The sequence below is a fragment of the Streptomyces sp. NPDC060027 genome (assembly GCF_042737005.1).
Lineage (GTDB): Bacteria > Actinomycetota > Actinomycetes > Streptomycetales > Streptomycetaceae > Streptomyces.
Genome location: NZ_JBHWVI010000028.1, coordinates 40,217 through 60,142 on the forward strand (window position 1 = coordinate 40,217; position 19,926 = coordinate 60,142).

Annotated in this window: 19 protein-coding genes; 14 read left to right on the forward strand and 5 right to left on the reverse strand. The window is 71.7% G+C overall.

Going from position 1 to position 19,926, the window contains the following annotated elements:
- Positions 1-48 precede the first annotated feature (48 nt).
- The 9 genes from ACFWBT_RS10225 (at position 49) to sigJ (ending at position 9,492) form a co-directional block, all read left to right on the forward strand.
- Complete coding sequence (locus tag ACFWBT_RS10225) at positions 49-1,089, forward strand: ABC transporter permease (protein WP_385697916.1); 1,041 nt, start codon at positions 49-51, stop codon at positions 1,087-1,089.
- Positions 1,082-2,074 (forward strand): ABC transporter permease, encoded by a 993-nt coding sequence (locus ACFWBT_RS10230; RefSeq protein ID WP_385697918.1) that lies wholly within the window; start codon positions 1,082-1,084, stop codon positions 2,072-2,074. Before ACFWBT_RS10225 ends, ACFWBT_RS10230 begins: the two co-directional genes overlap by 8 nt.
- Before the next feature lie 36 nt (positions 2,075-2,110).
- Positions 2,111-3,196: a rhamnose ABC transporter substrate-binding protein gene (rhaS, locus tag ACFWBT_RS10235; RefSeq protein ID WP_356460220.1), complete on the forward strand. Its 1,086-nt coding sequence runs from the start codon at positions 2,111-2,113 to the stop codon at positions 3,194-3,196.
- A gap of 86 nt (positions 3,197-3,282) precedes the next feature.
- Complete coding sequence (locus ACFWBT_RS10240; protein ID WP_385697920.1) at positions 3,283-3,603, forward strand: L-rhamnose mutarotase; 321 nt, start codon at positions 3,283-3,285, stop codon at positions 3,601-3,603.
- Between the two features lie 49 nt (positions 3,604-3,652).
- Complete coding sequence (locus ACFWBT_RS10245) at positions 3,653-5,077, forward strand: BNR repeat-containing protein (RefSeq protein ID WP_385697921.1); 1,425 nt, start codon at positions 3,653-3,655, stop codon at positions 5,075-5,077.
- A gap of 79 nt (positions 5,078-5,156) precedes the next feature.
- Positions 5,157-6,182 (forward strand): LacI family DNA-binding transcriptional regulator, encoded by a 1,026-nt coding sequence (locus tag ACFWBT_RS10250; RefSeq protein ID WP_385697923.1) that lies wholly within the window; start codon positions 5,157-5,159, stop codon positions 6,180-6,182.
- Positions 6,183-6,317: 135 nt separating this feature from the next.
- Complete coding sequence (locus ACFWBT_RS10255; RefSeq protein WP_385697951.1) at positions 6,318-7,619, forward strand: alpha/beta fold hydrolase; 1,302 nt, start codon at positions 6,318-6,320, stop codon at positions 7,617-7,619.
- Between the two features lie 83 nt (positions 7,620-7,702).
- Positions 7,703-8,536: an enoyl-CoA hydratase/isomerase family protein gene (locus tag ACFWBT_RS10260; RefSeq protein ID WP_385697925.1), complete on the forward strand. Its 834-nt coding sequence runs from the start codon at positions 7,703-7,705 to the stop codon at positions 8,534-8,536.
- Between the two features lie 50 nt (positions 8,537-8,586).
- Positions 8,587-9,492 carry an RNA polymerase sigma factor SigJ gene (gene sigJ / locus ACFWBT_RS10265; protein ID WP_385697927.1) on the forward strand — a complete coding sequence of 302 codons (906 nt, stop codon included), beginning with the start codon at positions 8,587-8,589 and terminating at the stop codon, positions 9,490-9,492.
- A 3-nt stretch (positions 9,493-9,495) separates the two neighbouring features.
- On the opposite strand, the gene ACFWBT_RS10270 is transcribed toward sigJ, so the two are convergent.
- Positions 9,496-10,578, reverse strand: coding sequence for an SDR family oxidoreductase (locus ACFWBT_RS10270; RefSeq protein ID WP_385697928.1), 1,083 nt, complete (start codon positions 10,576-10,578; stop codon positions 9,496-9,498).
- Between the two features lie 128 nt (positions 10,579-10,706).
- Between ACFWBT_RS10270 and ACFWBT_RS10275 the strand changes: the two genes are divergently transcribed.
- Entirely contained in the window at positions 10,707-11,552 is an 846-nt protein-coding gene (locus ACFWBT_RS10275; protein ID WP_385697929.1) for a pentapeptide repeat-containing protein, read from the forward strand.
- Positions 11,553-11,664: 112 nt separating this feature from the next.
- Here the strand turns inward: ACFWBT_RS10275 and ACFWBT_RS10280 are convergent, their stop codons facing one another.
- Positions 11,665-13,146, reverse strand: coding sequence for a cytochrome P450 (locus tag ACFWBT_RS10280; protein WP_385697931.1), 1,482 nt, complete (start codon positions 13,144-13,146; stop codon positions 11,665-11,667).
- Between the two features lie 108 nt (positions 13,147-13,254).
- Here ACFWBT_RS10280 and ACFWBT_RS10285 point away from each other — a divergent pair, with 108 nt between their 5' ends.
- A complete protein-coding gene (locus ACFWBT_RS10285; protein WP_385697933.1) occupies positions 13,255-13,863 on the forward strand; it encodes a TetR/AcrR family transcriptional regulator in 609 nt (202 codons plus the stop codon).
- A 116-nt stretch (positions 13,864-13,979) separates the two neighbouring features.
- Positions 13,980-14,705 (forward strand): DUF2470 domain-containing protein, encoded by a 726-nt coding sequence (locus ACFWBT_RS10290; protein WP_385697934.1) that lies wholly within the window; start codon positions 13,980-13,982, stop codon positions 14,703-14,705.
- Here ACFWBT_RS10290 and ACFWBT_RS10295 read toward each other — a convergent pair.
- A complete protein-coding gene (locus tag ACFWBT_RS10295) occupies positions 14,673-15,920 on the reverse strand; it encodes a lactonase family protein (RefSeq protein ID WP_385697936.1) in 1,248 nt (415 codons plus the stop codon). The two genes, ACFWBT_RS10290 and ACFWBT_RS10295, sit on opposite strands and share 33 nt — an antisense overlap.
- A gap of 291 nt (positions 15,921-16,211) precedes the next feature.
- Positions 16,212-17,474, reverse strand: coding sequence for an aromatic acid exporter family protein (locus tag ACFWBT_RS10300; RefSeq protein ID WP_385697938.1), 1,263 nt, complete (start codon positions 17,472-17,474; stop codon positions 16,212-16,214).
- A gap of 120 nt (positions 17,475-17,594) precedes the next feature.
- Between ACFWBT_RS10300 and ACFWBT_RS10305 the strand changes: the two genes are divergently transcribed.
- Positions 17,595-18,191 carry a TIGR03086 family metal-binding protein gene (locus ACFWBT_RS10305; RefSeq protein WP_385697940.1) on the forward strand — a complete coding sequence of 199 codons (597 nt, stop codon included), beginning with the start codon at positions 17,595-17,597 and terminating at the stop codon, positions 18,189-18,191.
- 103 nt (positions 18,192-18,294) lie between these two features.
- Here ACFWBT_RS10305 and ACFWBT_RS10310 read toward each other — a convergent pair whose 3' ends face one another.
- Positions 18,295-18,789 (reverse strand): FBP domain-containing protein, encoded by a 495-nt coding sequence (locus ACFWBT_RS10310; RefSeq protein ID WP_385697941.1) that lies wholly within the window; start codon positions 18,787-18,789, stop codon positions 18,295-18,297.
- Between the two features lie 84 nt (positions 18,790-18,873).
- Between ACFWBT_RS10310 and ACFWBT_RS10315 the strand changes: the two genes are divergently transcribed.
- Positions 18,874-19,782, forward strand: coding sequence for a DUF3626 domain-containing protein (locus ACFWBT_RS10315; protein WP_385697943.1), 909 nt, complete (start codon positions 18,874-18,876; stop codon positions 19,780-19,782).
- Positions 19,783-19,926 lie beyond the last annotated feature (144 nt).

Here is a 19,926-nt window from a genome sequence, read left to right on the forward strand (position 1 = left end):
CGAGAGGGCTGCCCGAATGACCCCGATCATCCCCCGGAGGGCCGCCGCATGACGGTGACCGCGCCCACGCCCGCCCCCGCCACCGAGGTGCCCAGGTCGAGCGGCACCCGGCTGGTGGACCGCGTCTTCAAGATGCGCGAACTCGCCATCCTGGCCGTCTTCCTGGTGATGACCGTCATCACTCAGCTGGGCAACAGCGAGTTCCTCTCCGAGCAGGGCATCAAGGACCTGCTGCTGAACGCGACCATCCTCGTGCTGGTCGCCACCGGCCAGTCCCTCGTCGTCATCACCCGCAACGTCGACCTGTCGGTCGGCTCCACGCTCGGCATCAGCGCCTTCGCGGCCGGCACCTATCTGCAGGGCGGCGGCAACCCCGTCGTCGCGGTGTTCCTCGCGGTACTGCTCGGCATCGGCTGCGGACTGGTCAACGGACTGCTCGTCAGCCTCGGTCAGGTACCCGCGCTCGTCGTCACCCTCGGCACGCTCTACATCATCCGCGGCATCGACTCCATCTGGGTCGGCTCCCGCCAGATCACCGCGGCCGACCTGCCCGGCGGCTTCGTCGACTTCGGCTCCGGCGGCATCTCGGCGGTCCCGTATCTCGCCCTGATCGCCGTGGCCGTGCTGGTGGTCACCGCGTACTACCTCAAGCACTTCGGCAGCGGCCGCGAGCTCTACGCGCTCGGCTCCAACCCCGAGGCCGCGCGGCTGGCCGGCATCCCGGTCCGCAACCGCCTCCTGACCGCGTACATCGTCTGCGGCGGCCTCGCGGGACTGGCCGGCGCCCTGTACCTCGCCCGGTTCGGCAACGTCGACTCCGGCACCGGCACGGGATACGAACTGACCGTCGTCAGCGCGGTCGTGGTCGGCGGCGTCGTCTTCACCGGCGGTTCCGGCAGCGTCTACGGAGCCGCGCTCGGCGCGCTGCTGCTCACCTCCATCAACAGCGTGCTGCCCGCGCTCGGCGTCAGCTCCGTCTGGGTGCTCGCCATCAACGGCATCCTGCTCATCCTCGCCATCGCGGTCGACCGGATCGTCGCGCTGCGCGTGGCCTCCGCCCTGAAGAAGAGGAACGCCCGCCATGGCTGACTCCGCTCTCGCGCGCGCCGTCCGCTGGGACACGGTCGTCGGCGCCCTCCTCATCGTCCTGCTGCTCTTCTCCTTCTCCCTCGTGGACGGCTTCGGCAACGCGCTCAACCTGTCGTTCCTGATCGGCAACACCCTGCCGATCGCGCTGACCGCCCTGCCGATGACCCTGCTCGTGGTGGCCGGTGAGATCGACCTGTCCGTCGCCTCCACGGCCGGCCTCTCCGGCTCGGTGATGGGCGCCCTGTGGAACCAGGGCATGGCCATCGAGACGATCATCCCGCTCTGTCTGCTGCTCGGCGTGGTGTGCGGGCTGGTCAACGGCCTGCTGGTGACCCGGCTCGGACTGCCGTCCCTCGCCGTCACCATCGGCACGCTCGCCGCCTACCGGGGCATCGCGCAGATCGTGCTCGGCTCCGACGCGGTCACCGACTTCCCCACCCAGTACCTGGACTTCGCCGCAGGACGCATCGGGGACACCTTCGTCCCGCGGGCCCTCCCGCTCTTCCTGGTGCTGCTCGCCGTCGCCGTCGTCGTGCTGCACGCCACCCCCTTCGGGCGCTCCGCGTTCGCGATCGGCGCCAACGAGGAAGCGGCCCGGTTCGCCGGCATCCGGGTCAAGCGGCAGAAGCTGCTCCTGTTCGTCGCCACCGGCCTCATGGCCTCCCTGACCGGCGTGTTCTGGGCCCTGCACTACGCCAGCGCCCGCTACGACAACGCCACCGGGCTCGAACTGTCCGTCGTGGCCGCCGTCCTGCTCGGTGGTATCGACTTCGACGGCGGCAAGGGCACGCTCGGCGGCGCGATCGCGGGAGTCTTCCTGCTCGGCGCGCTGCAGAACGTGATGAGCCTCCTCAATGTCTCCGCGCAGTCGCAGATCGTCGTCACCGGCGTTCTGCTGGTCGTCTCCGTGCTCGGCCCCCGGGTCGCACGGCAGATCTCCGTAGCGAGGGCGGGCCGCAGAGCCGCCTCGACTCCGATCTCGTAACCCCGCTCCGCTCACCCTCGTAAAGGACCGTCAGCCATGCGCAAGTCATCGATCCGCCGTACCTGTGCGGCGCTCGCCGCCGTCACCTCCCTCGCCCTGGCCGTCAGCGCCTGCGGCGGCACCACCAAGGACGACGTCAAGGACTCGGGCGGCTCCAACGCCGCCGCCGGCGGCAAGGCCGACCCGAACGCGGCCACCAAGAAGGGGCTGACCGTCGGCTTCCTGCCGAAGGCGGTCAACAACCCCTACTTCACCTCCGCCGACAAGGGCGGCGAGAAGGCGCTGACGGAACTGGGCTCGAAGTACAAGGAGGTCGGCACCAGCAGCGCCACCGACACCAGCGGCCAGGTGAGTTACGTCAACACCCTCACCCAGCAGCAGGTCGACGCGATGGCGGTCTCCGCGCAGGACCCGGGCGCCCTGTGCACCGCGCTCAAGCAGGCCATGACGAACAAGATCAAGGTCGTCACCTACGACTCCGACACCAAGGCCGACTGCCGCAACGCCTTCGTCTCGCAGGCCAGCGCCGAGGACCTGGGCCGCACCGAGGTGCAGCTGCTCGCGAAGCAGATCGGCTACAAGGGCGAGATCGCGATCCTGTCCGCCGGGCAGACCGCGACGAACCAGAACACCTGGATCGACTACATGAAGGAGGAGCTGAAGGACCCCAAGTACAAGGACATCAAGCTGGTCAAGGTCGCCTACGGCAACGACGAGGCCCAGCAGTCCTTCCAGCAGACCCAGGGCCTCCTCCAGGAGCACCCCAAGCTCGCCGGGATCATCTCCCCGACCACCGTCGGCATCAAGGCCGCCGCCCAGTACCTGTCCGGTTCCAAGTACAAGGGCAAGGTCAAGCTGACCGGCCTCGGCACCCCGAACGACATGCGCAAGTACGTCAAGAACGGCACTGTCGAGGGCTTCGAGCTCTGGGACCCGGCGAAGCTCGGCGAGCTCGCCGCCCGTACGGCCGTGGCGCTGTCCTCGGGGCAGATCACCGGCAAGGAGGGCGAGACCTTCAAGGCCGGCGACATGGGCTCCTTCACCATCGGCAAGGACGGCGTCATCAACCTCGGCAAGCCGACCGTCTTCGACGCCAAGAACATCGACCAGTTCGACTTCTGACTTCTGACGGCTGACGGCTGACGGCTCGACGTTCTGACGTCCTGCCGGTCCCGCCGGTTCGACTCCCAGGCCCCGGAGGGTCATTGATGCACCGTGTGTGCTTTCTGCTGAAGGTCCGTGCGGACCGCCTCGACGAGTACCGCGAGCGGCACGCCGCCGTGTGGCCCGAGATGCTCGACGCGCTCTCGGCCACCGGCTGGCACAACTACTCGCTGTTCCTGCGCGAGGACGGCCTGTTGGTCGGCTACCTGGAGACCGAGGACTTCGCGGCCGCGCAGGCCGCCATGGAAGCCACCGACGTCAATGCCCGTTGGCAGGCGGAGATGGCGCCGTTCTTCACATCGCTGGACGGCGCCAGACCCGACGAGGCCATGAAACCTCTCACCGAAGTGTTCCACCTCGCCTGAACAGCCCGCCCCGACTCACCCGCCCGCAGCCCGATCGAGGAGCCCGTACATGAGACGACGCACCGTGCTGACGACGGCCCTGCTGGGCGCCGTGGCAGGCCCCGCCCTTACCGCCGGGACCGCCCGAGCTGCCGTTCCCGGCCCCTCCGCCACCCAGACCGGCACCTCCCAACTCGACGCCCAGGCGCTCTACTTCGTCTCCTACGACGGTCTGGTCAACAACAACTCGTTTCAGAAGAACGGCCTGTTGACCTACCGCGGCTACCAGTACGCGGCCTGGTACACCGCCGACCGCAGCGCGGTCGTCGCCCGCCGCGCGCTCGGTGCCACCACCTGGTCGAAGGTCACGCTCGCCCACAAGCTCAAGAGCAGCGACTCCCACAACGTCATCTCCATGGGCGTCTCCAGGACCGACGGCCGGCTGCACCTGAACATGGACTCGCACAGCGACGGCTTCTTCTACGTCAAGTCGGTGGCCGGGCTGCTCGACAACGCCGCCTCGACGGCCTGGACCTCCGCCGTGTTCGGGTCCGTCCAGACCTCCCTGGACGGGCTCCCCCTCACCACGCAGTTCACCTACCCGCAGTTCATCGCGACCCCGGCCGGCGGACTCCAGCTCAGCTACCGCGTCGGCGTCTCCGGGAACGGACGCAACGCCCTCGCCGAGTACAGCGGTTCGGCCTGGACCGCGCTCGGCGAGTGGTCCGCCTCGACAGGGACGTACACCAGCACGCACGGGTCCAGCACGGCCCGCAACATGTACCTGCACGGCATCGACTACGACGTGAACGGCCGGCTGCACTCCTTCTTCACCTGGCGCGAGCAGAGCGCCGCCGTGATGTGCAACGCCGGCGGCATCACCAACCACGACACCGGCTATGTCTACTCCACCGACCGGGGCCGCAGCTGGCGCAACGACGCGGGGACCCTCGTCGGCACCACCGGCAGCTCCGACACCGTCGCCGTCACCGACGCCGGACTCGTCGTCGACTCCCTCGACCCCGACCACTCCCTGATGAACCAGGAGAGCCAGGCCACCGACTCGGCGGGCCTGCCGCACGCGATCATCAGCTATGTGCCCGGGCGCTTCGGGCAGTGCACCACCAACTACGTGACGGACCGCACGGCCAACGGCCGGGCCTTCCACCTGCGCAAGAACGCCTCGGGTGGCTGGACCAAGACCGAGATCCCGATCGCCCTGAACTCCAGCCAGCGCACCAGGCTGGTCCTGGACCGGTACGACAACGCCTACGCGATCATGCCGTTCGGACGGATCGCCGGCGCCTCGAAGTCCTCCGGACACACCGACTGGAAGCTCCTGTTCGACGGCAGCGGCCTGAACGCCTTCGGCGAGGTCGTGATCGACGAGACGCGCGTCCCGCAGGACGGAATCCTGTCCGTGATGTACCAGGAGAGGTCCAGCGGGACCACGCCCTCGGCGCTGCGCGTCGTCGATTTCCGGCTGCCCTCATGACCACTGGTTCCGGCCCGCTCGCGGGTAATGTGAGGGCCTGCCCGCCGCTTTTCGTTCTTCTCCCGGAGGTTCCCGCCTGATGGCCCAGTCGGTGGGTATCAAGGACGTCGCCCGTGCCGCCGGAGTCTCCGTCGGCACGGTCTCGAACGTGATCAACCGCCCCGACTCGGTGGCCTCCGAGACGAGGGCACGCGTCCTGTCCGCCATCGACCGGCTCGGATATGTACGCAGCGAGTCGGCACGCCAATTGCGGGCCGGGCACAGCCGCATCATGGGGCTTCTCGTCCTCGACATGGGCAACCCGTTCTTCGTGGACGTCGCGCGCGGCGCCGAGCGCGCCGCACGGAACGCCGGACTCGGGGTGATGGTCTGCAACAGCGCGCAGAGCCCGAGCGAGGAGGCCGACTACCTGTCGCTCTTCGCCGAGCAGCGGGTGCGCGGGGTGCTGCTGACGCCGTCCGACGCGAGCGGGCGCAACATCGAGGCGTTCCGCCGCAACGGCATCCCGTTCGTGCTGGTCGACCGGGTCGCCGACGGCACCACCGAGTGCTCCGTCTCGGTCGACGACGTGGCGGGCGGCGCCCTCGCCGTCCGGCACCTCGTGGACGCGGGACACCGTTCGATCGCGTACGTCAGCGGGCCGCCCGGCCTCAGCCAGGTCAGGGACCGCCGCACGGGCGCGCTGAACGCCCTGGCCGAGGCGGGCCTCGGCCCGGGCAGTCTGCGCGAGCTGCCGACCGAGCGCCTCGACGTGGCCGCCGGGCGCGACGCCGGCGCGCGGCTCCTCGGCCTCGCCGAGCGGCCCACCGCCGTCTTCTGCGCCAACGACCTGCTCGCGCTCGGCGTCCTGCAGGCCATGTACGCGGCCGGCGTCGGCGTGCCCGACGACCTCGCGATCGTCGGCTACGACGACATCGAGTTCGCCGCCGCCGCGGCCGTACCCCTCACCTCCGTGCGCCAGCCCGCCGTGACCATGGGTGCCCTCGCCGCGGAGCTGCTCCTGGAGGAGATCGACTCCGAGACCGCGCCCGCACCGCACGAGCACCGCCGGGTCGTGCTCCAGCCGGAACTGGTGGTGCGCCACTCCAGCCTGGCGGCGCGCTGACCAGCGGTTCAGTTCCCCGTTACCGTCCTGCTGAGTCACTGTTCAGTTCATTTTCTTGATCCCCGGGCCGCGGAGCTCGGGGAACATGTGCTCAACTGGGACGCAGCCTGGAATCCGTACGTCTCGGGAGCCCTGTTGACCGTCAGCTACCGCCAGCCCGGTGTCGTCCTCACCGATCACCGCTTCACCGTGCCCCTGGACCACGACCACCCGGCCGGGGAGACCATCGAACTGTTCGCCCGCGAGGTCGTCGCGAGAGACAAGGCGCATCAGGACCTGCCCTGGATGGTCTACCTCCAGGGTGGCCCCGGATTCGGGGCGAATCGTTTCGTCGGCCGGCAGGCCTGGCTCGACCGGGCCCTGAAGGACTTCCGCGTCCTGCTGCTGGACCAGCGCGGCACCGGACACTCCACGCCCGCCAACCGGCAGACGCTCCCGCTGCGCGGCGGCGCCCGCGAGCAGGCCGACTACCTCGCGCTCTTCCGCGCCGACTCCATCGTCCGGGACTGCGAGGCCATCCGGCCCGGACTCACCGGCGGAGCGCCCTGGACGGTCCTCGGTCAGAGCTTCGGCGGCTTCTGCACCGTGCACTACCTGTCCAGCGCCCCCGAGGGGCTGAGCGCGGCCGTCATCACCGGCGGCCTGCCCACCCTCGACGGACACGCGGACGACGTCTACCGCGCGGCGTACCCGCGCATCGAGCGCAAGGTCGCCGCGCACTACGCGCGCTACCCGCAGGACGTCGAGCGCGCCCGACGGATCGCGGAGCACCTGCTCCAGCACGAGCCGGTCCTGAGCGGCGGCTACCGCCTGACCGTCGAGGCGTTCCAGTCGCTGGGCATCCTCCTCGGCGGCAGCGAGGGCAGCCACCGGCTGCACTTCCTGCTGGAGGACGCCTTCGTCCGCACCCCGCAGGGCCCGGCGCTCTCCGACGCCTTCCAGGAGGACGTCCAGGGGCTGCTCTCGTTCGCGGGACACCCCCTGTACGCGCTGGTCCACGAGGCCTGCTACGCCCAGGGCGGCCGCCCCACCGCCTGGTCCGCCGAACGCGTGCGTGCCGAGTTCCCGCAGTTCGACGCGGCCAAGACCCTCGCGGACGACGGACCGCTGCTGTTCACCGGCGAGTCCGTGCACCCCTGGACCTTCGAGACCGACCCGGCGCTGCGCCCGCTGCGGGAGACCGCCGAGGAACTGGCCGCCCGCACCGACTGGGCGCCGCTGTACGACCCGGCCCGGCTCGCCGCGAACGAGGTACCGGTCGCGGCGGCGGTCTACCACGACGACATGTACGTCGACGCCGACCACTCCCTGCGCACCGCGCGTGCCGTCCGGGGCCTGCGCACCTGGGTGACCGACGAGTTCGAGCACGACGGGGTACGGGCCGGCGGCCCGCGCGTCCTGGACCGGCTGCTCGCGCTCACGCGCGACGACGTCTGAGCCCTCCGCCACCCCGGCGTCCGGGTCCTTCGACGTACCCCCTCGGTATTCTGACGATCCGTCAGAATACCGAGGGGGTACGGATGATCGACACCACGCGCACGGACATCCCGAAGGGCGAGGAGCGGCTGCGCCTCGACACCGAGGCCGGCATCGGCGTCCTCACCCTCTGTCGTCCGGCGAAACTCAATGCGTGGAGCTGGGAGTCCACGCGCCAACTCGGCCTCTACGCCGACCGGATCCGCTTCGATCCGTCGATCCGGGTGGTCCTGCTGCGGGCCGAGGGGCGCGCCTTCTGCGCGGGGATCGACGTGACCGCCCCGGGCGGCGCGATCACCGGTCGCTCGGGCGCCGAGCGGGCCCGCGCGTACTACGAGGGCATCCGCTGGGCCCACGAGCGCTTCGCCGCCTTCGCCCGGCTGCCGCAGCCCGTCGTCGCGGCCGTGCGGGGCTACTGCCTCGGCTTCGGGTTCGAACTGGCGCTGATGGCGGACATCAGGATCGCCTCCCGGGACGCCGTGTTCGCCCTTCCCGAGGCCCAGTTGGGGCTCGCGGTCGACGCCGGCGGGGACCTGCGCATCGCGCGCGAGGCGGGCGCGGGGTGGGCGAAGTTCCTCGCGCTGACCGGGAGACGGCTGGACGCCACGACGGCCGAACGCCTGCACCTCGTCCAACTCGTCGCCGAGGAAGCCGCGTTGGACGACACAGCCCACGCCGTCGCCGCGGAGATCGCGGCGAACGGGCCGCTCGCCGTGCAGGGGGTCAAGCACGACATCGACGCGTACGCCGACGCCGGTCTCGGCGCGGCCCTCGACCGGACCGCCCTGTCGGCCGCACTCACCCTGACCTCCGACGACGCGGGCGAGGGATACGCGGCCAAGGGCGCCCGCCGCGCGCCCCGCTTCGAGGGAAAGTGACCGCCGTGTTTTGATCGGTCACTGTTCCGTACGACGAGGCAGGGGGACCGATGGGCGACAGCGAACTCCTGGCGGACCGGTTCGAGGCACACCGGGGACACCTCAGAGCCGTGGCCTACCGCATGCTGGGATCGCTCAGCGAGGCGGACGACGCGGTCCAGGAGGCCTGGCTGAAGCTCGGCCGCGCCGACCCGGACGAGATCAGGAACCTGGGCGGCTGGCTGACCACCGTCGTGGGCCGGGTGTGCCTGGACATGCTCCGCTCACGCGCCGCGCGCCGCGAGGACCCCCTGGAACCCTCCGGCACCTTCGTCCCCGACCCCGTCGTCAGCTCCCTGGACCGGATCGACCCCGAACAGGAGGTGCTGCTGGCCGACTCGGTCGGGCTGGCCCTGCTGGTGGTCCTGGAGGCACTGGAGCCCGCCGAGCGGCTCGCCTTCGTGCTGCACGACATGTTCGCGGTGCCGTTCGACGACATCGCTCCGATCGTGGGCCGCTCCCCGGCCGCCACCCGCCAGCTCGCGAGCCGGGCGCGCCGCCGCGTCAAGGGAAACGCCCCGGAGCCCGAGCGGGATGTCATCCGGCAGCGGAAGGTCCTCGACGCCTTCCTCGCCGCCTCGCGCGGCGGGGACTTCGAGGGACTCGTCGCCGTCCTGGACCCCGATGTCGTGCTGCGCGCCGACGCGGGCCCGCTGGTCGGCGGCGCGGCCGCGTCCAAGCTGGTCCGCGGCGCGGCGGCGGTGGCCCGGCAGGCGCTCACCTTCGCGCGGTTCGCGGCGAGTTCACGGCTCGTCCTGGTCAACGGGGAGGCGGGCGTCGTCGCGCTCGTCGACGGCCGGCCGATGTCGGTCATGGGCGTCACCGTCGCCGACGGCCGGATCGTCGCGATGCACATCCTGGCCGACCCCGACCGGCTCGCCCTGCTCGGCCTCGCGGAGGCGGGCGCGTGGGAGTGACGGTCAGCCGGTGAAGGGACCGCGCCCCAACTGGTCCCGCACCGTCGTCACCGGCGGGCCGACGAGCTCCCTGCGCTGCCAGTTCGCACCGTCCACCACCAGGGTGTGGCCGGTGATGAACCGGGCGTAGGGGGACGCCAGGAAGGTGGCGGCCCAGCCGAGCTCGCGGGGCGCCCCGACGCGCAGGGCCGGCTGGCGCAGGTCGTGCGCCCGGGGCTCCGCGCCGCCCGGGCCGTTCCTGTCGTCGGCGCTTCCCTCGTTGTGCCCGTTGCCTCCGCCGCCCCTGCCGTCCTCACTGCTTCCGCTGTCCCTGCCGTCCCCACTGCCCCCGCTGTCCCCACTGCCTCTGCCGTCCCCGCCGTCTCTGCTGCCCCCGCTGCCCCTGTTGTCCCCGCTGTCCGTGGTGGCCGCGCGGGCGGCGGCCCGGGCCAGGTTGCCGCGGATGTCGTCCGTCATGTCCTCGTGCGGCATCAGCCCGGGCACCAGACCGTTGACCTGGATGCCGTACGGGCCCCACTCCACCGCCAGTGTCCGCACGAGGCTCTCCACGCCCGCCTTGGCCGCCGCGCTGTGCGCGAAACCGGGGCCGCCCGTCCAGGCGTAGGACGCGCCGACGTCGATGACCGATCCCGGTGTGCCCGCGGTCAGATGCCGTCGCCCGAACTCACGGGTCATCAGAAAGGTTCCGGTGAGGGTGATGTCGACGACCGCCTGCCAGGCGTTGGGGGACATGTCCTCCGTCGGGACGGGGAAGTTGGCCGCCGCGTTGTTGACCAGCACGTCGGGCAGCGCACTCCCGTCGTACACCTCCGAGATGCGCTTCGGGTCCCGGATGTCGCAGACGGCGGTCGTCACCCGGGTGCCCAGCCTCGCCAACTCCGCGCGGGCGGCGGCGAGATGCCGCTCGCGACGGCTGACGATCAGCAGATCGGCGCCCAGCCGGGCGAACTCCGCCGCGATCGCCCTCCCGAGTCCGGTGCCGCCACCGGTGACGAGCACCAGCGAACCGTCGTACGTCCCCGTCGGCAGGGCGCTCGCGCCCAGCGGGGGAGGAGGGGGGAGGCCGGGGAGCGCTGTGGAATCCATGGCCGTCTCGATACCCGGTGTGCCTTCAAACATCCAGACAACGACCGTACCGATCGCCTCACGCGGGGGCCGGGCCGCCGTGTCGGCGCACTTCAGGGCATACGTCGCGGCTCAGTAGGCTGGGGACCATGCGAGAACACGGCGCCACGGACCCGGACCCACGCCTCGAACTGCGAGCCGACTGCGGTCAGTGCTTCGGACTGTGCTGTGTCGCCCTGCCCTTCGCCCGCTCGGCCGACTTCGCGATCGACAAGGACGCGGGCAGGCCCTGCCCGAATCTGGAGACCGATTTCCGGTGCGGCATCCACACCCGGCTGCGGGAGACGGGCTTCACGGGCTGCACGGTCTACGACTGCTTCGGCGCCGGGCAGCGGGTCTCCCAGGTGACCTTCGGCGGCGTGGACTGGCGCTCGGGGTCCCCGGAGCGCGCCCGGCGGATGTTCGACGTGTTCCCCGTCGTGCGCGCGCTCCACGAACTGCTCTGGTACCTGAACGAGGCACTGACACTCCCCGCGGCGCGGCCGGTGCGCGACGACGTCCGGCGCCTGCTCGCCACGACGGAACGCCTCGCCCGGCAAACCCCCGAGGAACTGGGCGAGTTGGATGTGGGCGCGCACCGGCAGGAGGTCAACGAAGTGCTGCTGCGGACCAGCGAACTCGTCCGGGCGGGGGTGGGCCGGGGCAGGAAGAAGGACCGCCGCGGCGCCGATCTGATGGGCGCCCGCCTCAAGGGTGCCGACCTGCGGGGCGCGAGTCTGCGCGGCGCCTACCTCATCGCCGCCGATCTGACCGGGGCCGATCTGCGCGGCGCCGATCTGATCGGTGCCGACCTCAGGGACACCGACCTCACCGACGCCGATCTGACCGGAGCCTTCTTCCTCACCCAGCCGCAGCTGAACGCGGCCCGCGGCAGCGCCGGTACCCGGCTCCCGGAATCGGTCGAACGCCCCGGTCACTGGACTTCACACGGCTGAGGGCGTGCACATGCCCCTGCCGGGAACAGGATGCCTCCCGGCCGGAGGCCCGTGAGCGCGGGGAGCGGGGGCGCGATCGGAACCGGGACTCGCCCGGGCCCGTCGCGCAGCCTCAATCGGCCGCGCGGGCCAGGGGCACCTCCCGCTCCGGCACTCCAGGTGTACGCCGTTCGAGGTGCAGCCGCAGGCCCTCCGGCATCAGGGTCAGCCGCTCGGCCACCCGCAGCCGGTAGCCCGGCTCGGGCCGCAGGTCGTAGCGGCGCAGCAGCAGTCCGAGGACCAGCGTCGCCTCGTGCAGCGCGAACTGCCGGCCGATACAGGCGCGCGCCCCGGTGCCGAACGGCTTGAAGGTGTGCGGGGGCCGGGCCCGTACCGCCTTCGCGTCGAAGCGGTCCGGGTCGAACGCCTCCGCGTCGGTGCCCCACACCGCCGGGTCCCGGTGCAGCATCGCGGTGAGGACCAGCGCCCATGCCCCCTCCCGCATCGGATGGACGCCGCCGAGCAGGGTGTCCTGCCTGGCCTCGCGCGCGAACGCCGGTGCCGTCGGCCACAGGCGCAGCGACTCGTCGAGGACCCGGCGGACGTGGCGGAGCTTGGCGACCTGGTCGTAGCCCGGCCGGTCCGTGCCGCCCCAGACGCGGTCGACCTCGGCACGGGCGCGGGCGGCGACCTCCGGGTGCCGGGCGAGGTAGTGCAGGGCGAAGGAGAGGGCGCCGGAGGTGGTCTCGTGGCCGGCGATCAGGAAGGTGATCACCTGGCGGCGGATGTTCTCGGGGCTCAGCCGCTCCCCGGTCTCCGGGTGCGCCGTCTCCAGCATGCGGTCGAGCAGGTCCCCCTCGCCGCCGGCGGCCCGGCGGGAGGCCACCACCGCGTCGACCGTGCGGTTGAGGTACGCCATGTCCGCCGCGTTGCGCCGGGAGGCTCCCCGCAGGAGGAGCGGGGCCAGTGGCACCGGGACGACGTTGAGGCGTTGGGCGTAGGTCAGCGTGCCCACCATCGCGTTCACGAAGGGGTGCGGCCGGGAGCGTTCGAAGGAGGCGAAGTCATGGCCGAAGCCGGTCCTGGCGATCGTCTCCAGCGTCAGCTTCGTCATGTCGCCGGGCACGTCCACCGCGTGCCCCGCCGCCTGCTCCCGGTCCCACCGGTCCGTCAGCCGCTCGGTCACGGCCAGCATCATCGGGTGGTAGCCCTCCATGGCCTCGCGGCTGAAGCCGGGGGCGAGGACGTCGTGCGCCAACTGCCAGTTGGGCTCGTGGTTGTAGGCGGTGAACAGTCCGTCCCCGGCCACCGGACGGAGATTGGCGACGCCCAGGCCCACGTGCTTCGCGAACCGCGACTCGTCGGCCAGCTCGGCGGCGAGGTCCGCGCCCCAGACGAAGACGATCTCGTTGCGGAAGGCCTTGCGCCGGAAGACCGGTCCGAGCATGTGCCCGAACTTCATGGAGTCCTGCAGCGGAGAACGGACATGGGCGCCGAGCACATCGCCGACCAGGGGCACGCGGCGCGGCGGGTGCGGAATGCGGTGCAGCTCCGGCCAGCCCAGTTCCGCGCTGCGGAATCCCTTGGGCCGCGCGGCCTCCGTCGTCTCCGTCATGACGCCATCTCCCTTGATTCCCGGGCGCGTTGACTCTGTTGTACGCGAGTTCAATAGCGGCAGTCAGTCTGCTGCCCTTGTTGAACCGACGTCAAGTAAAGTGCGGGCATGACCGGGAAGCAGGGGGAGCGCGCGCGCCGGCGGCTCAGCACCGAGGAGCGCCGGGAGCAACTGCTCTCGGTCGGCGCCCGCCTGTTCTCGGAGAGTTCTTTCGACGACGTGTGGATCGAGCAGGTCGCCGAGATCGCCGGAGTCTCGCGCGGTCTGCTCTACCACTACTTCCCGACGAAGCGGGACTTCTTCGCGGCCGTGGTCGAGCGGGAGAGCCGGCGGATGCTGCGGCTGACGGCGGCGGTGCCCGGCGTTCCGGTGCGCGAGCAGCTCGGCGCGGGCCTGGACACCTTCCTCGGGTACGTGGAGGAGCACGCGCACGGGTTCCGTGCCTTCCATCGCGCCGACGCGGCCGGTGATCAGGCCGTCCGCCGGGTCTATCAGCAGGCGCTGGCCGCGCAGGAGCTGCAGATCCTTCAGGCGCTGGCGGCGGATCCCGAACTCGGCCGGGAGTCCGAGGACTGTCTTGAGCTCCGTGTCGCCGTCCGCGGGTGGCTGGCCTTCACCACGGCCGTGTGCCTGGAGTGGCTGCGGGGCGCGGATCTGACCCGTGCCCAGGTGCGGGACCTGTGTGCACGGGCGCTGCTCGGCGCGGTCACACCCTGAATTCCGACGCGTTCGGCGGCCGGATTCCGTAGGACGTCCTCACGGCTCGGCGATGCGTGGTTGGCGTACACCCGGATCTTCGATAGCTTAGGCAAGCCTTACCTAAGGAGGAACTGATGGGTGACCCTCACACCTGGACGGCCGAGCCCGCCGCAGCGGAGCACGCCCGCTCGGTGCTCGCCGCGGCCTGGTCCTGCGCGGTGACCGCCGAGGGTGGCCGGGAGGAGTTCGTCGGCGCGCACACCGTCGCCGCGGACGGCCGGGTGCTCCTGCGGGTGCCGGAGGACAGCGCACTGCTCGCCGCCGCCATCTGCTCGCCACGCGGAGAGCCGTCCGCCGTCCTGGAATTCGCCGACGTCGCGCCGGTTCCCGTACGGAACCGGATCCGCGCCAGGCTCTGGCTCGCCGGCTGGTTCCTCCCCGAGGACGGGCACCTGGCGTTCCGTCCGACCCGCGCGGTGCTGCGCCGCCCCGGCGGGACCGTGGTGGTCGACCTGGACGAACTGGCGGACGCCGAACCCGACCCGCTCGCCCTCGCCGAGGCGCAGTTGCTCACCCACCTCGCCGATGCCCACCCGGACGCCGTCGAGCGGCTCACCCGGCTCGTCGAACCGGAGAGCCTGCACGGCGCGGTGCGCGTCCAGCCCCTGGCCGTCGACCGCCATGGACTCACCCTGCGTATCGAGCGGGTGCGCGGCAACGGTGACGTACGCCTGCCGTTCCACGCACCCGCCGACGACGTCTCCCAGCTCACGGAACGCATGCACGTCCTGCTCACGCAGGCGAGCGCGGCCTCCTGCCCGCGAGCCCTACAGCGGCAGCGCACAGACCGCGACGGGTGAGGCGAACGGCTCACCCGCGCGCCGGAGTTCACCGCTCTCGCTGTCGACGTGGAAGACACTGACCGTGCTCGACCGCTGGTTCGCCGTGAACAGCAGCCGCCCGTCCGGGGAGAAGGCGATGTGGCGGGGGAAGTTGCCGCCGACGGGCACCGTGTCCAGCAGCCGCAGCCGGGCACCGTCCGCCTCGATCGCGTACCGCGTCAGGCTGTTGTGGCCCCGGTTGGCGAGATAGGCGTACGAGCCGTTCGCCGTCACCAGGATCTGTGCCGGGTAGTTCGTCCCGCCGCCCGTGCCCGTGGACCGAGGCTCGCCCACGGTGAGGCGGCCGGTGGCCTGGTCGTAGCCGCAGACGGTCACCGTGTCGTCGACCTCGTTGGCGAGATACGCGTACCGGCCGCCGGGGTGGAACGTGAGATGACGCGGGCCCGCGCCCGGCTTGGTCCGCGCCCGCGACACCTCGGTGAGGGTGCCCTCGGCGTCGTCGAGACGGTAGGTGTACACCGTGTCGGTGCCCAGGTCGACGGCGAGCAGATGGCCGCCGTCCGGGCCGGTGATGAACTGGTGGGCGTGCGGGCCCTGTTGGCCGGGACCGGGTGCCGGGCTGGAGTGCGTGACCAGATCGGTGCGCTCGCCGAGCGCGCCGGACGCGTCGACGGGATGCACCGTGACGCTTCCCGAGGCGTAGTTCGCGCTCAGCAGCCAGCGCCCGCTCGGATGCACGGACAGATGGCAGGGGCCGGCGCCACCGGTCGCGCGCGTGCCGAGGACCTCGGTCCGCGGGAGACGTACGGCCGTCACCGCTCCCGCGCCCTGTTCGTCGGCGGCGTACAGCGTGCGGCCGTCCGGATGCACCGCCAGATACGACGGGTTGTCGACGCCCGTCACGACACCGCCGCCGGTGATCACGCCGGTCTCGGCGTCGTACGTGGCCACACCGATCCCCTTGCCGCCGCCGTCGACCGAGGTGTACGTGCCGAGGAACAGCGGGCGGGGGCCCGAGCGGGACGCCGGGGACGAGGACGCCGAGGGAGACGCTGAGGGGGCGGGGGCGGCCGACGGCGCCTTCGGGGGCGGTGTCGCCACGGCGGGGTCCGCCCGCGGAGCGGCCGGTGCCGGGACCGTCGTGATCGCGGCGGCTCCCGCCAGCGCGCCGACGAAGCGGCGCCTGGTCCAGCCGCCGCCCGCGCCTCGCGACGGCTCCGCACCACTGCTCATGCCTGCACCTCGGGATGTCGGTTGCCACGGCCGTGACAGCCACCTTGGCGTGCGACACCCCGGAAGTGCAAGAACGGCGATGCGCGTTGCGTGAGCCGCAACGGGCCGGCACGCGCTCGGCGGTTCCGCGACCGACGAGATGGACGAACACGCGCCCGGCCGGCTCCTCGGCCCGGGCCTTGAGCGGCCGGTCGTCCCGGTAGACCTCCCGGCGCAGCGGGCCGCCGACGCGGAGACCCGTCGCCGGGGCGCTCCGACGGCGGGCTGGTGCGGCTCCGGCGACGGAACCCGTCACTTGGAACGACGGGAGGCGGCCCCACGGTTCCGGTTCCAACGCAGTGGGCGCGGGAGGCGCAGTAGGCGCCGCAGACGTGTGAGGCGCGGTCGGCGCTCGCGCTCCTCGGCGGCGCAGCGGTCCAGTTCCTCGAGGAGCTTGCGGGTCCGGTGCTCGGTGTCGAGCTCGTCGATGATGCGGTTGACCTCGGTCAGGACGGAGCCGTGCAGCTGCCACTGGCTCGCGTCGCGCTGGACCTCGTCCAGGAACAACTGGGCCAGTTTGTCGCGGGTGGCGGCGGCCGTGGTGAGTTCCGCACTCAGCCGCTCCTCGGCGGACGCGGCGCTCTGGGAGACATCGGTGGTCACCAGTACCGCGAAGCTGACGATCGCGTCGGCGACCTCGGACAGCAGTTCCTCCAGGACGGCCCCCGCCTGCGGTTCGAACAGCGGCTGGGGTTCCCGCTCCTTGGCGAGGTCGGTGAGGCTGCGCGCGAGGACCCGCAGGACCACGGTGCAGATCTCCAGGGTGTCCAGGCCGGTGCGCAGCACGACCCGGTGCAGCAGCCCCTCGCGCACGCGCGGGTTGAGTTTCAGGCTGTCCTCGGCCTGCCGCAGGGCCGCGTCCACCCCGGCGATGTCATGGTCGAGCCTGCGGGCCTCGTGCAGTCGCTCGGCCGCCACCCGGAAGGGGGTGTGCCCGGCGGCCTCCTCGCCGATCCGCAGCATCAACTGCCGCACCCGGCGTGCCAGGTCCTCGATGGACTCACCGGCCACGCCCACCCATACGGGTGGCGCGAGCACGAGGTTGCAGGCGAGCCCGACGACCGCCCCGATCAGCGTCTCCAGCACACGGGCCCACGCCGTGTCGCCCACTCGGGTGACGCCGAGGACCAGCATGGCGCTGATCGCCACCTCGGGCACGAACTCGCTGACCCGGACCAGATGTCCCACCGCCAGCGAGGCGAGGATGATCAGGCCTAGACTCCACCACGTCAGGCCGACGAGGCTGCTGAATCCGATGGCGATGACGACGCCCGCCACCACGGAGTTCACCCGCCGGACGGCGGTGGTGATCGTGGAGTACAGGGTGACCTGCACGACCAGCAGCGCGGTCAGGGGCGCCGTCAGCGGTGCGGGCTCGGGACTGAGATGCAGGGCCACCACGTACGCGATCGTCGCGGCGGCCGTCGAACGAAGTGTCTGGACGACCACTGGCTCCCGGCGCCGCTCCACGATCTTCGCGACGGATGCCGTCCACTCACCACGTGCCTCTTGCATCCTTGGGGCCTTCCCGTTTCCCACCGGTACCGAACGTCTTCCTTGCGGACCGTATCTGTCCGCAAGGGGTCCTGGATTGATGGCATCGGCTCGGTCGGACAGGCATCAGGAGGAATCAGGATGAGCAACCTCGAAGGCATCGAACTGCTGACGCGGGCGCACGCACGGCTGCGTGACGTGGTCGCGGGTGTGCCGGCGGGCGCGTGGGGAGCGCCGACGCCGTGCTCCGAGTGGACGGTGCGGCAGGTGCTCAACCACGCGCGGCTCGATCAGCAGGCGTACGGCGCGGCCATCACCGGCAGCGGGTGGCCCGACGGGGACCCGTTCCACCCCGTGGACGGCCTGGAGGCCGACGCGGCGGCGGCGCTCGACAAGGTCCTCGCCGACGTCGCCGACGTCTACGGGGGGCTGTCCGCCGACGCCGAGGAGGTGGCGACGCCGCTCGGTCCGCTGCCGTTCGGGGTGGCAGCCGCCGCGGGTGCCATGGACGCGGCCGTGCACGCCTGGGACATCGCCGTCGCGACGGGTCAGGAATCCCCCCTCGACGACGACCTCGCCGCGGGGATCGGCCTCGCGGCGGACCGGCTGGCCGATCACCTCCGGAACGCGTTCGGTGTGTTCGCCGCCGCGCGCGAGGTGCCGGAGGGCGCCGGCCGGGCCGAGGCGCTGCTCGCCTTCCTGGGTCGGGACCCGCAGTGGACACCTGCCGGTTCCTGACCCGTCCGGGGCAGAGCGAGGGCCCGCGAGACGTTCCCCGCCCCCGCCCTGCTCGGCGGGGGACGGTCCCCGGGCGCTCGGGGAGCGGTCAGGTGCGGCGGGATCAGTCGTGCAGCTTCGCCAGGAAGGCCGACAGGTTGCCGACCGTCCGGGCGATCTGCTGCTCGGTCGTGAGGGTCTCCTCGAAGCGGCTGCCCGACTCCAGGGACTTCTTCCCGCGCACGTAGAGGGAGCAGGCGAGATCGGCGCAGATGTAGACACCGACCGAATGGCCCTCGCGGCCCGCCGCGCCCGCCTTGCGGGCCGTCATCAGCGAGACCCCGCTGCCCGGGTGCGTCGTCAGGCACAGCGAGCACATGCTGCGGCGCAGGAGCCCGCGCCGGGAGGAGGGGAGGCGCAGACAGACGCCGACGACGCCCCCTTCCCGCTCCGTGACGAGGTAGCCGCGATCGGGCGCGCCCGGGTCTCGCCATCCGAGGAAGTCCAGGTCGTCCCAGGGCAGTTCGTCGAGATGGCGAGGCGTCGCGAGCCGTTTGGCCTCACCTCGGGAGCAGTTGACGAACGAGTCGCGGATGTCCCGCTCGGTGAGTGATCTCATGGGGGAGTCCTTCTGGGTGACGGCAGTCAAACCTAGGAGTCCTAGGTTTTGACCGAAGATACCTAGCTCAATGAGGGGGAGCCAATGGATTTCGCGGACGGCCGCACGGCACGGAACGGGTGCACGCCGCAGGAACTGGCCTTGCGCCATGTCGCGGCCCGGTCCTCCGGCCCCGCGCTGGATCCCATGTCGAGGCTGACCCTGAACTTCCATCCGGACCGGCTCGTGCGCGGGGTCCCGATCCTGGAGGCGCTGGCCCGGGACGGCGTGTACCGCTCGCAGTTCGTCACGGGCTCGAGCAACGGCGGCCTGACCGCACACCCCGGCGGCGACCGATGGCGCTGGGAGAGCCGGATCTTCGGCGGGGCCTACGACACCGCGCCCGCCGAGGAGCGTCCGATCTACGGAGCGCTCGACTTCCGCCGCCAACTCGTCGGCGCGGCACCCCGGTTCGGCTCCTCGCACTTCCGGCTGACCGGCGAGACACTGTGCCGCGCCACCTTCTGCTACCCCGACAGCGCGGCCGAACCGTCCGCCTTCGGCGTCGCGGCCGGGATGTCTCTCATCGAGACCGCCGAGGCGGACGACCGGGACGCCCTCGACGACTACATCGAGGCGCAGGTGCACGGACGGGTCGTGCCGGCCCGGGACGTGGAGGCACTGGTCCTCGACGCGTCCTACCGGGGCACACCCGTCGAGGCCGCGGCGCGTCTCCTGCCCTGCCCTCTGGCCTGGCACCCCGGATACCGGCTCGGAGTGGCGGAGTTGCGCCTGCACGCCGATTTCCGCGGCCCCGAATACGTCGAGCTCGGCACCCGCATCGCCGAGGACGGCTTTCTCGACCCGCGCATCATCGGGGACGCCGCCCGCACGGGCCGCTACGACCTCCAGGACCTGAAGAAGGTCTGGCACTGCCTCGCCCGCTTCGGCGCCCCTCGGGGTGCCGGTACGGCGACAGGCGACGCCCAGGGTGTCAGGGCGACTGGCGTGTAGGCGCGGGCGGCCCATGACGCGCTGGACGAGGACGTCCTGGCGGGCTGTCAGGAGGCACGCGGGACTGTCGAGTTGGACCGACCCGCCCGGCAACGCCTGGCCCTCTACCGCAGCTTCCTCTGCCTGATCATGCTCGTCGAGATC

Coding starts and splice junctions, on each gene's coding strand:
- ACFWBT_RS10275 (WP_385697929.1), top strand. CDS start 10,707: ATGCGAGAACACGGCGCCACGGACCCGGACCCACGCCTCGAACTGCGA.
- ACFWBT_RS10295 (WP_385697936.1), bottom strand. CDS start 15,920: ATGAGCAGTGGTGCGGAGCCGTCGCGAGGCGCGGGCGGCGGCTGGACC.
- ACFWBT_RS10260 (WP_385697925.1), top strand. CDS start 7,703: ATGATCGACACCACGCGCACGGACATCCCGAAGGGCGAGGAGCGGCTG.
- ACFWBT_RS10315 (WP_385697943.1), top strand. CDS start 18,874: ATGGATTTCGCGGACGGCCGCACGGCACGGAACGGGTGCACGCCGCAG.
- rhaS (WP_356460220.1), top strand. CDS start 2,111: ATGCGCAAGTCATCGATCCGCCGTACCTGTGCGGCGCTCGCCGCCGTC.
- ACFWBT_RS10245 (WP_385697921.1), top strand. CDS start 3,653: ATGAGACGACGCACCGTGCTGACGACGGCCCTGCTGGGCGCCGTGGCA.
- ACFWBT_RS10225 (WP_385697916.1), top strand. CDS start 49: ATGACGGTGACCGCGCCCACGCCCGCCCCCGCCACCGAGGTGCCCAGG.
- ACFWBT_RS10280 (WP_385697931.1), bottom strand. CDS start 13,146: ATGACGGAGACGACGGAGGCCGCGCGGCCCAAGGGATTCCGCAGCGCG.
- ACFWBT_RS10310 (WP_385697941.1), bottom strand. CDS start 18,789: ATGAGATCACTCACCGAGCGGGACATCCGCGACTCGTTCGTCAACTGC.
- ACFWBT_RS10240 (WP_385697920.1), top strand. CDS start 3,283: ATGCACCGTGTGTGCTTTCTGCTGAAGGTCCGTGCGGACCGCCTCGAC.
- ACFWBT_RS10300 (WP_385697938.1), bottom strand. CDS start 17,474: ATGCAAGAGGCACGTGGTGAGTGGACGGCATCCGTCGCGAAGATCGTG.
- ACFWBT_RS10250 (WP_385697923.1), top strand. CDS start 5,157: ATGGCCCAGTCGGTGGGTATCAAGGACGTCGCCCGTGCCGCCGGAGTC.
- ACFWBT_RS10290 (WP_385697934.1), top strand. CDS start 13,980: ATGGGTGACCCTCACACCTGGACGGCCGAGCCCGCCGCAGCGGAGCAC.
- ACFWBT_RS10230 (WP_385697918.1), top strand. CDS start 1,082: ATGGCTGACTCCGCTCTCGCGCGCGCCGTCCGCTGGGACACGGTCGTC.
- ACFWBT_RS10285 (WP_385697933.1), top strand. CDS start 13,255: ATGACCGGGAAGCAGGGGGAGCGCGCGCGCCGGCGGCTCAGCACCGAG.
- sigJ (WP_385697927.1), top strand. CDS start 8,587: ATGGGCGACAGCGAACTCCTGGCGGACCGGTTCGAGGCACACCGGGGA.
- ACFWBT_RS10270 (WP_385697928.1), bottom strand. CDS start 10,578: ATGGATTCCACAGCGCTCCCCGGCCTCCCCCCTCCTCCCCCGCTGGGC.
- ACFWBT_RS10305 (WP_385697940.1), top strand. CDS start 17,595: ATGAGCAACCTCGAAGGCATCGAACTGCTGACGCGGGCGCACGCACGG.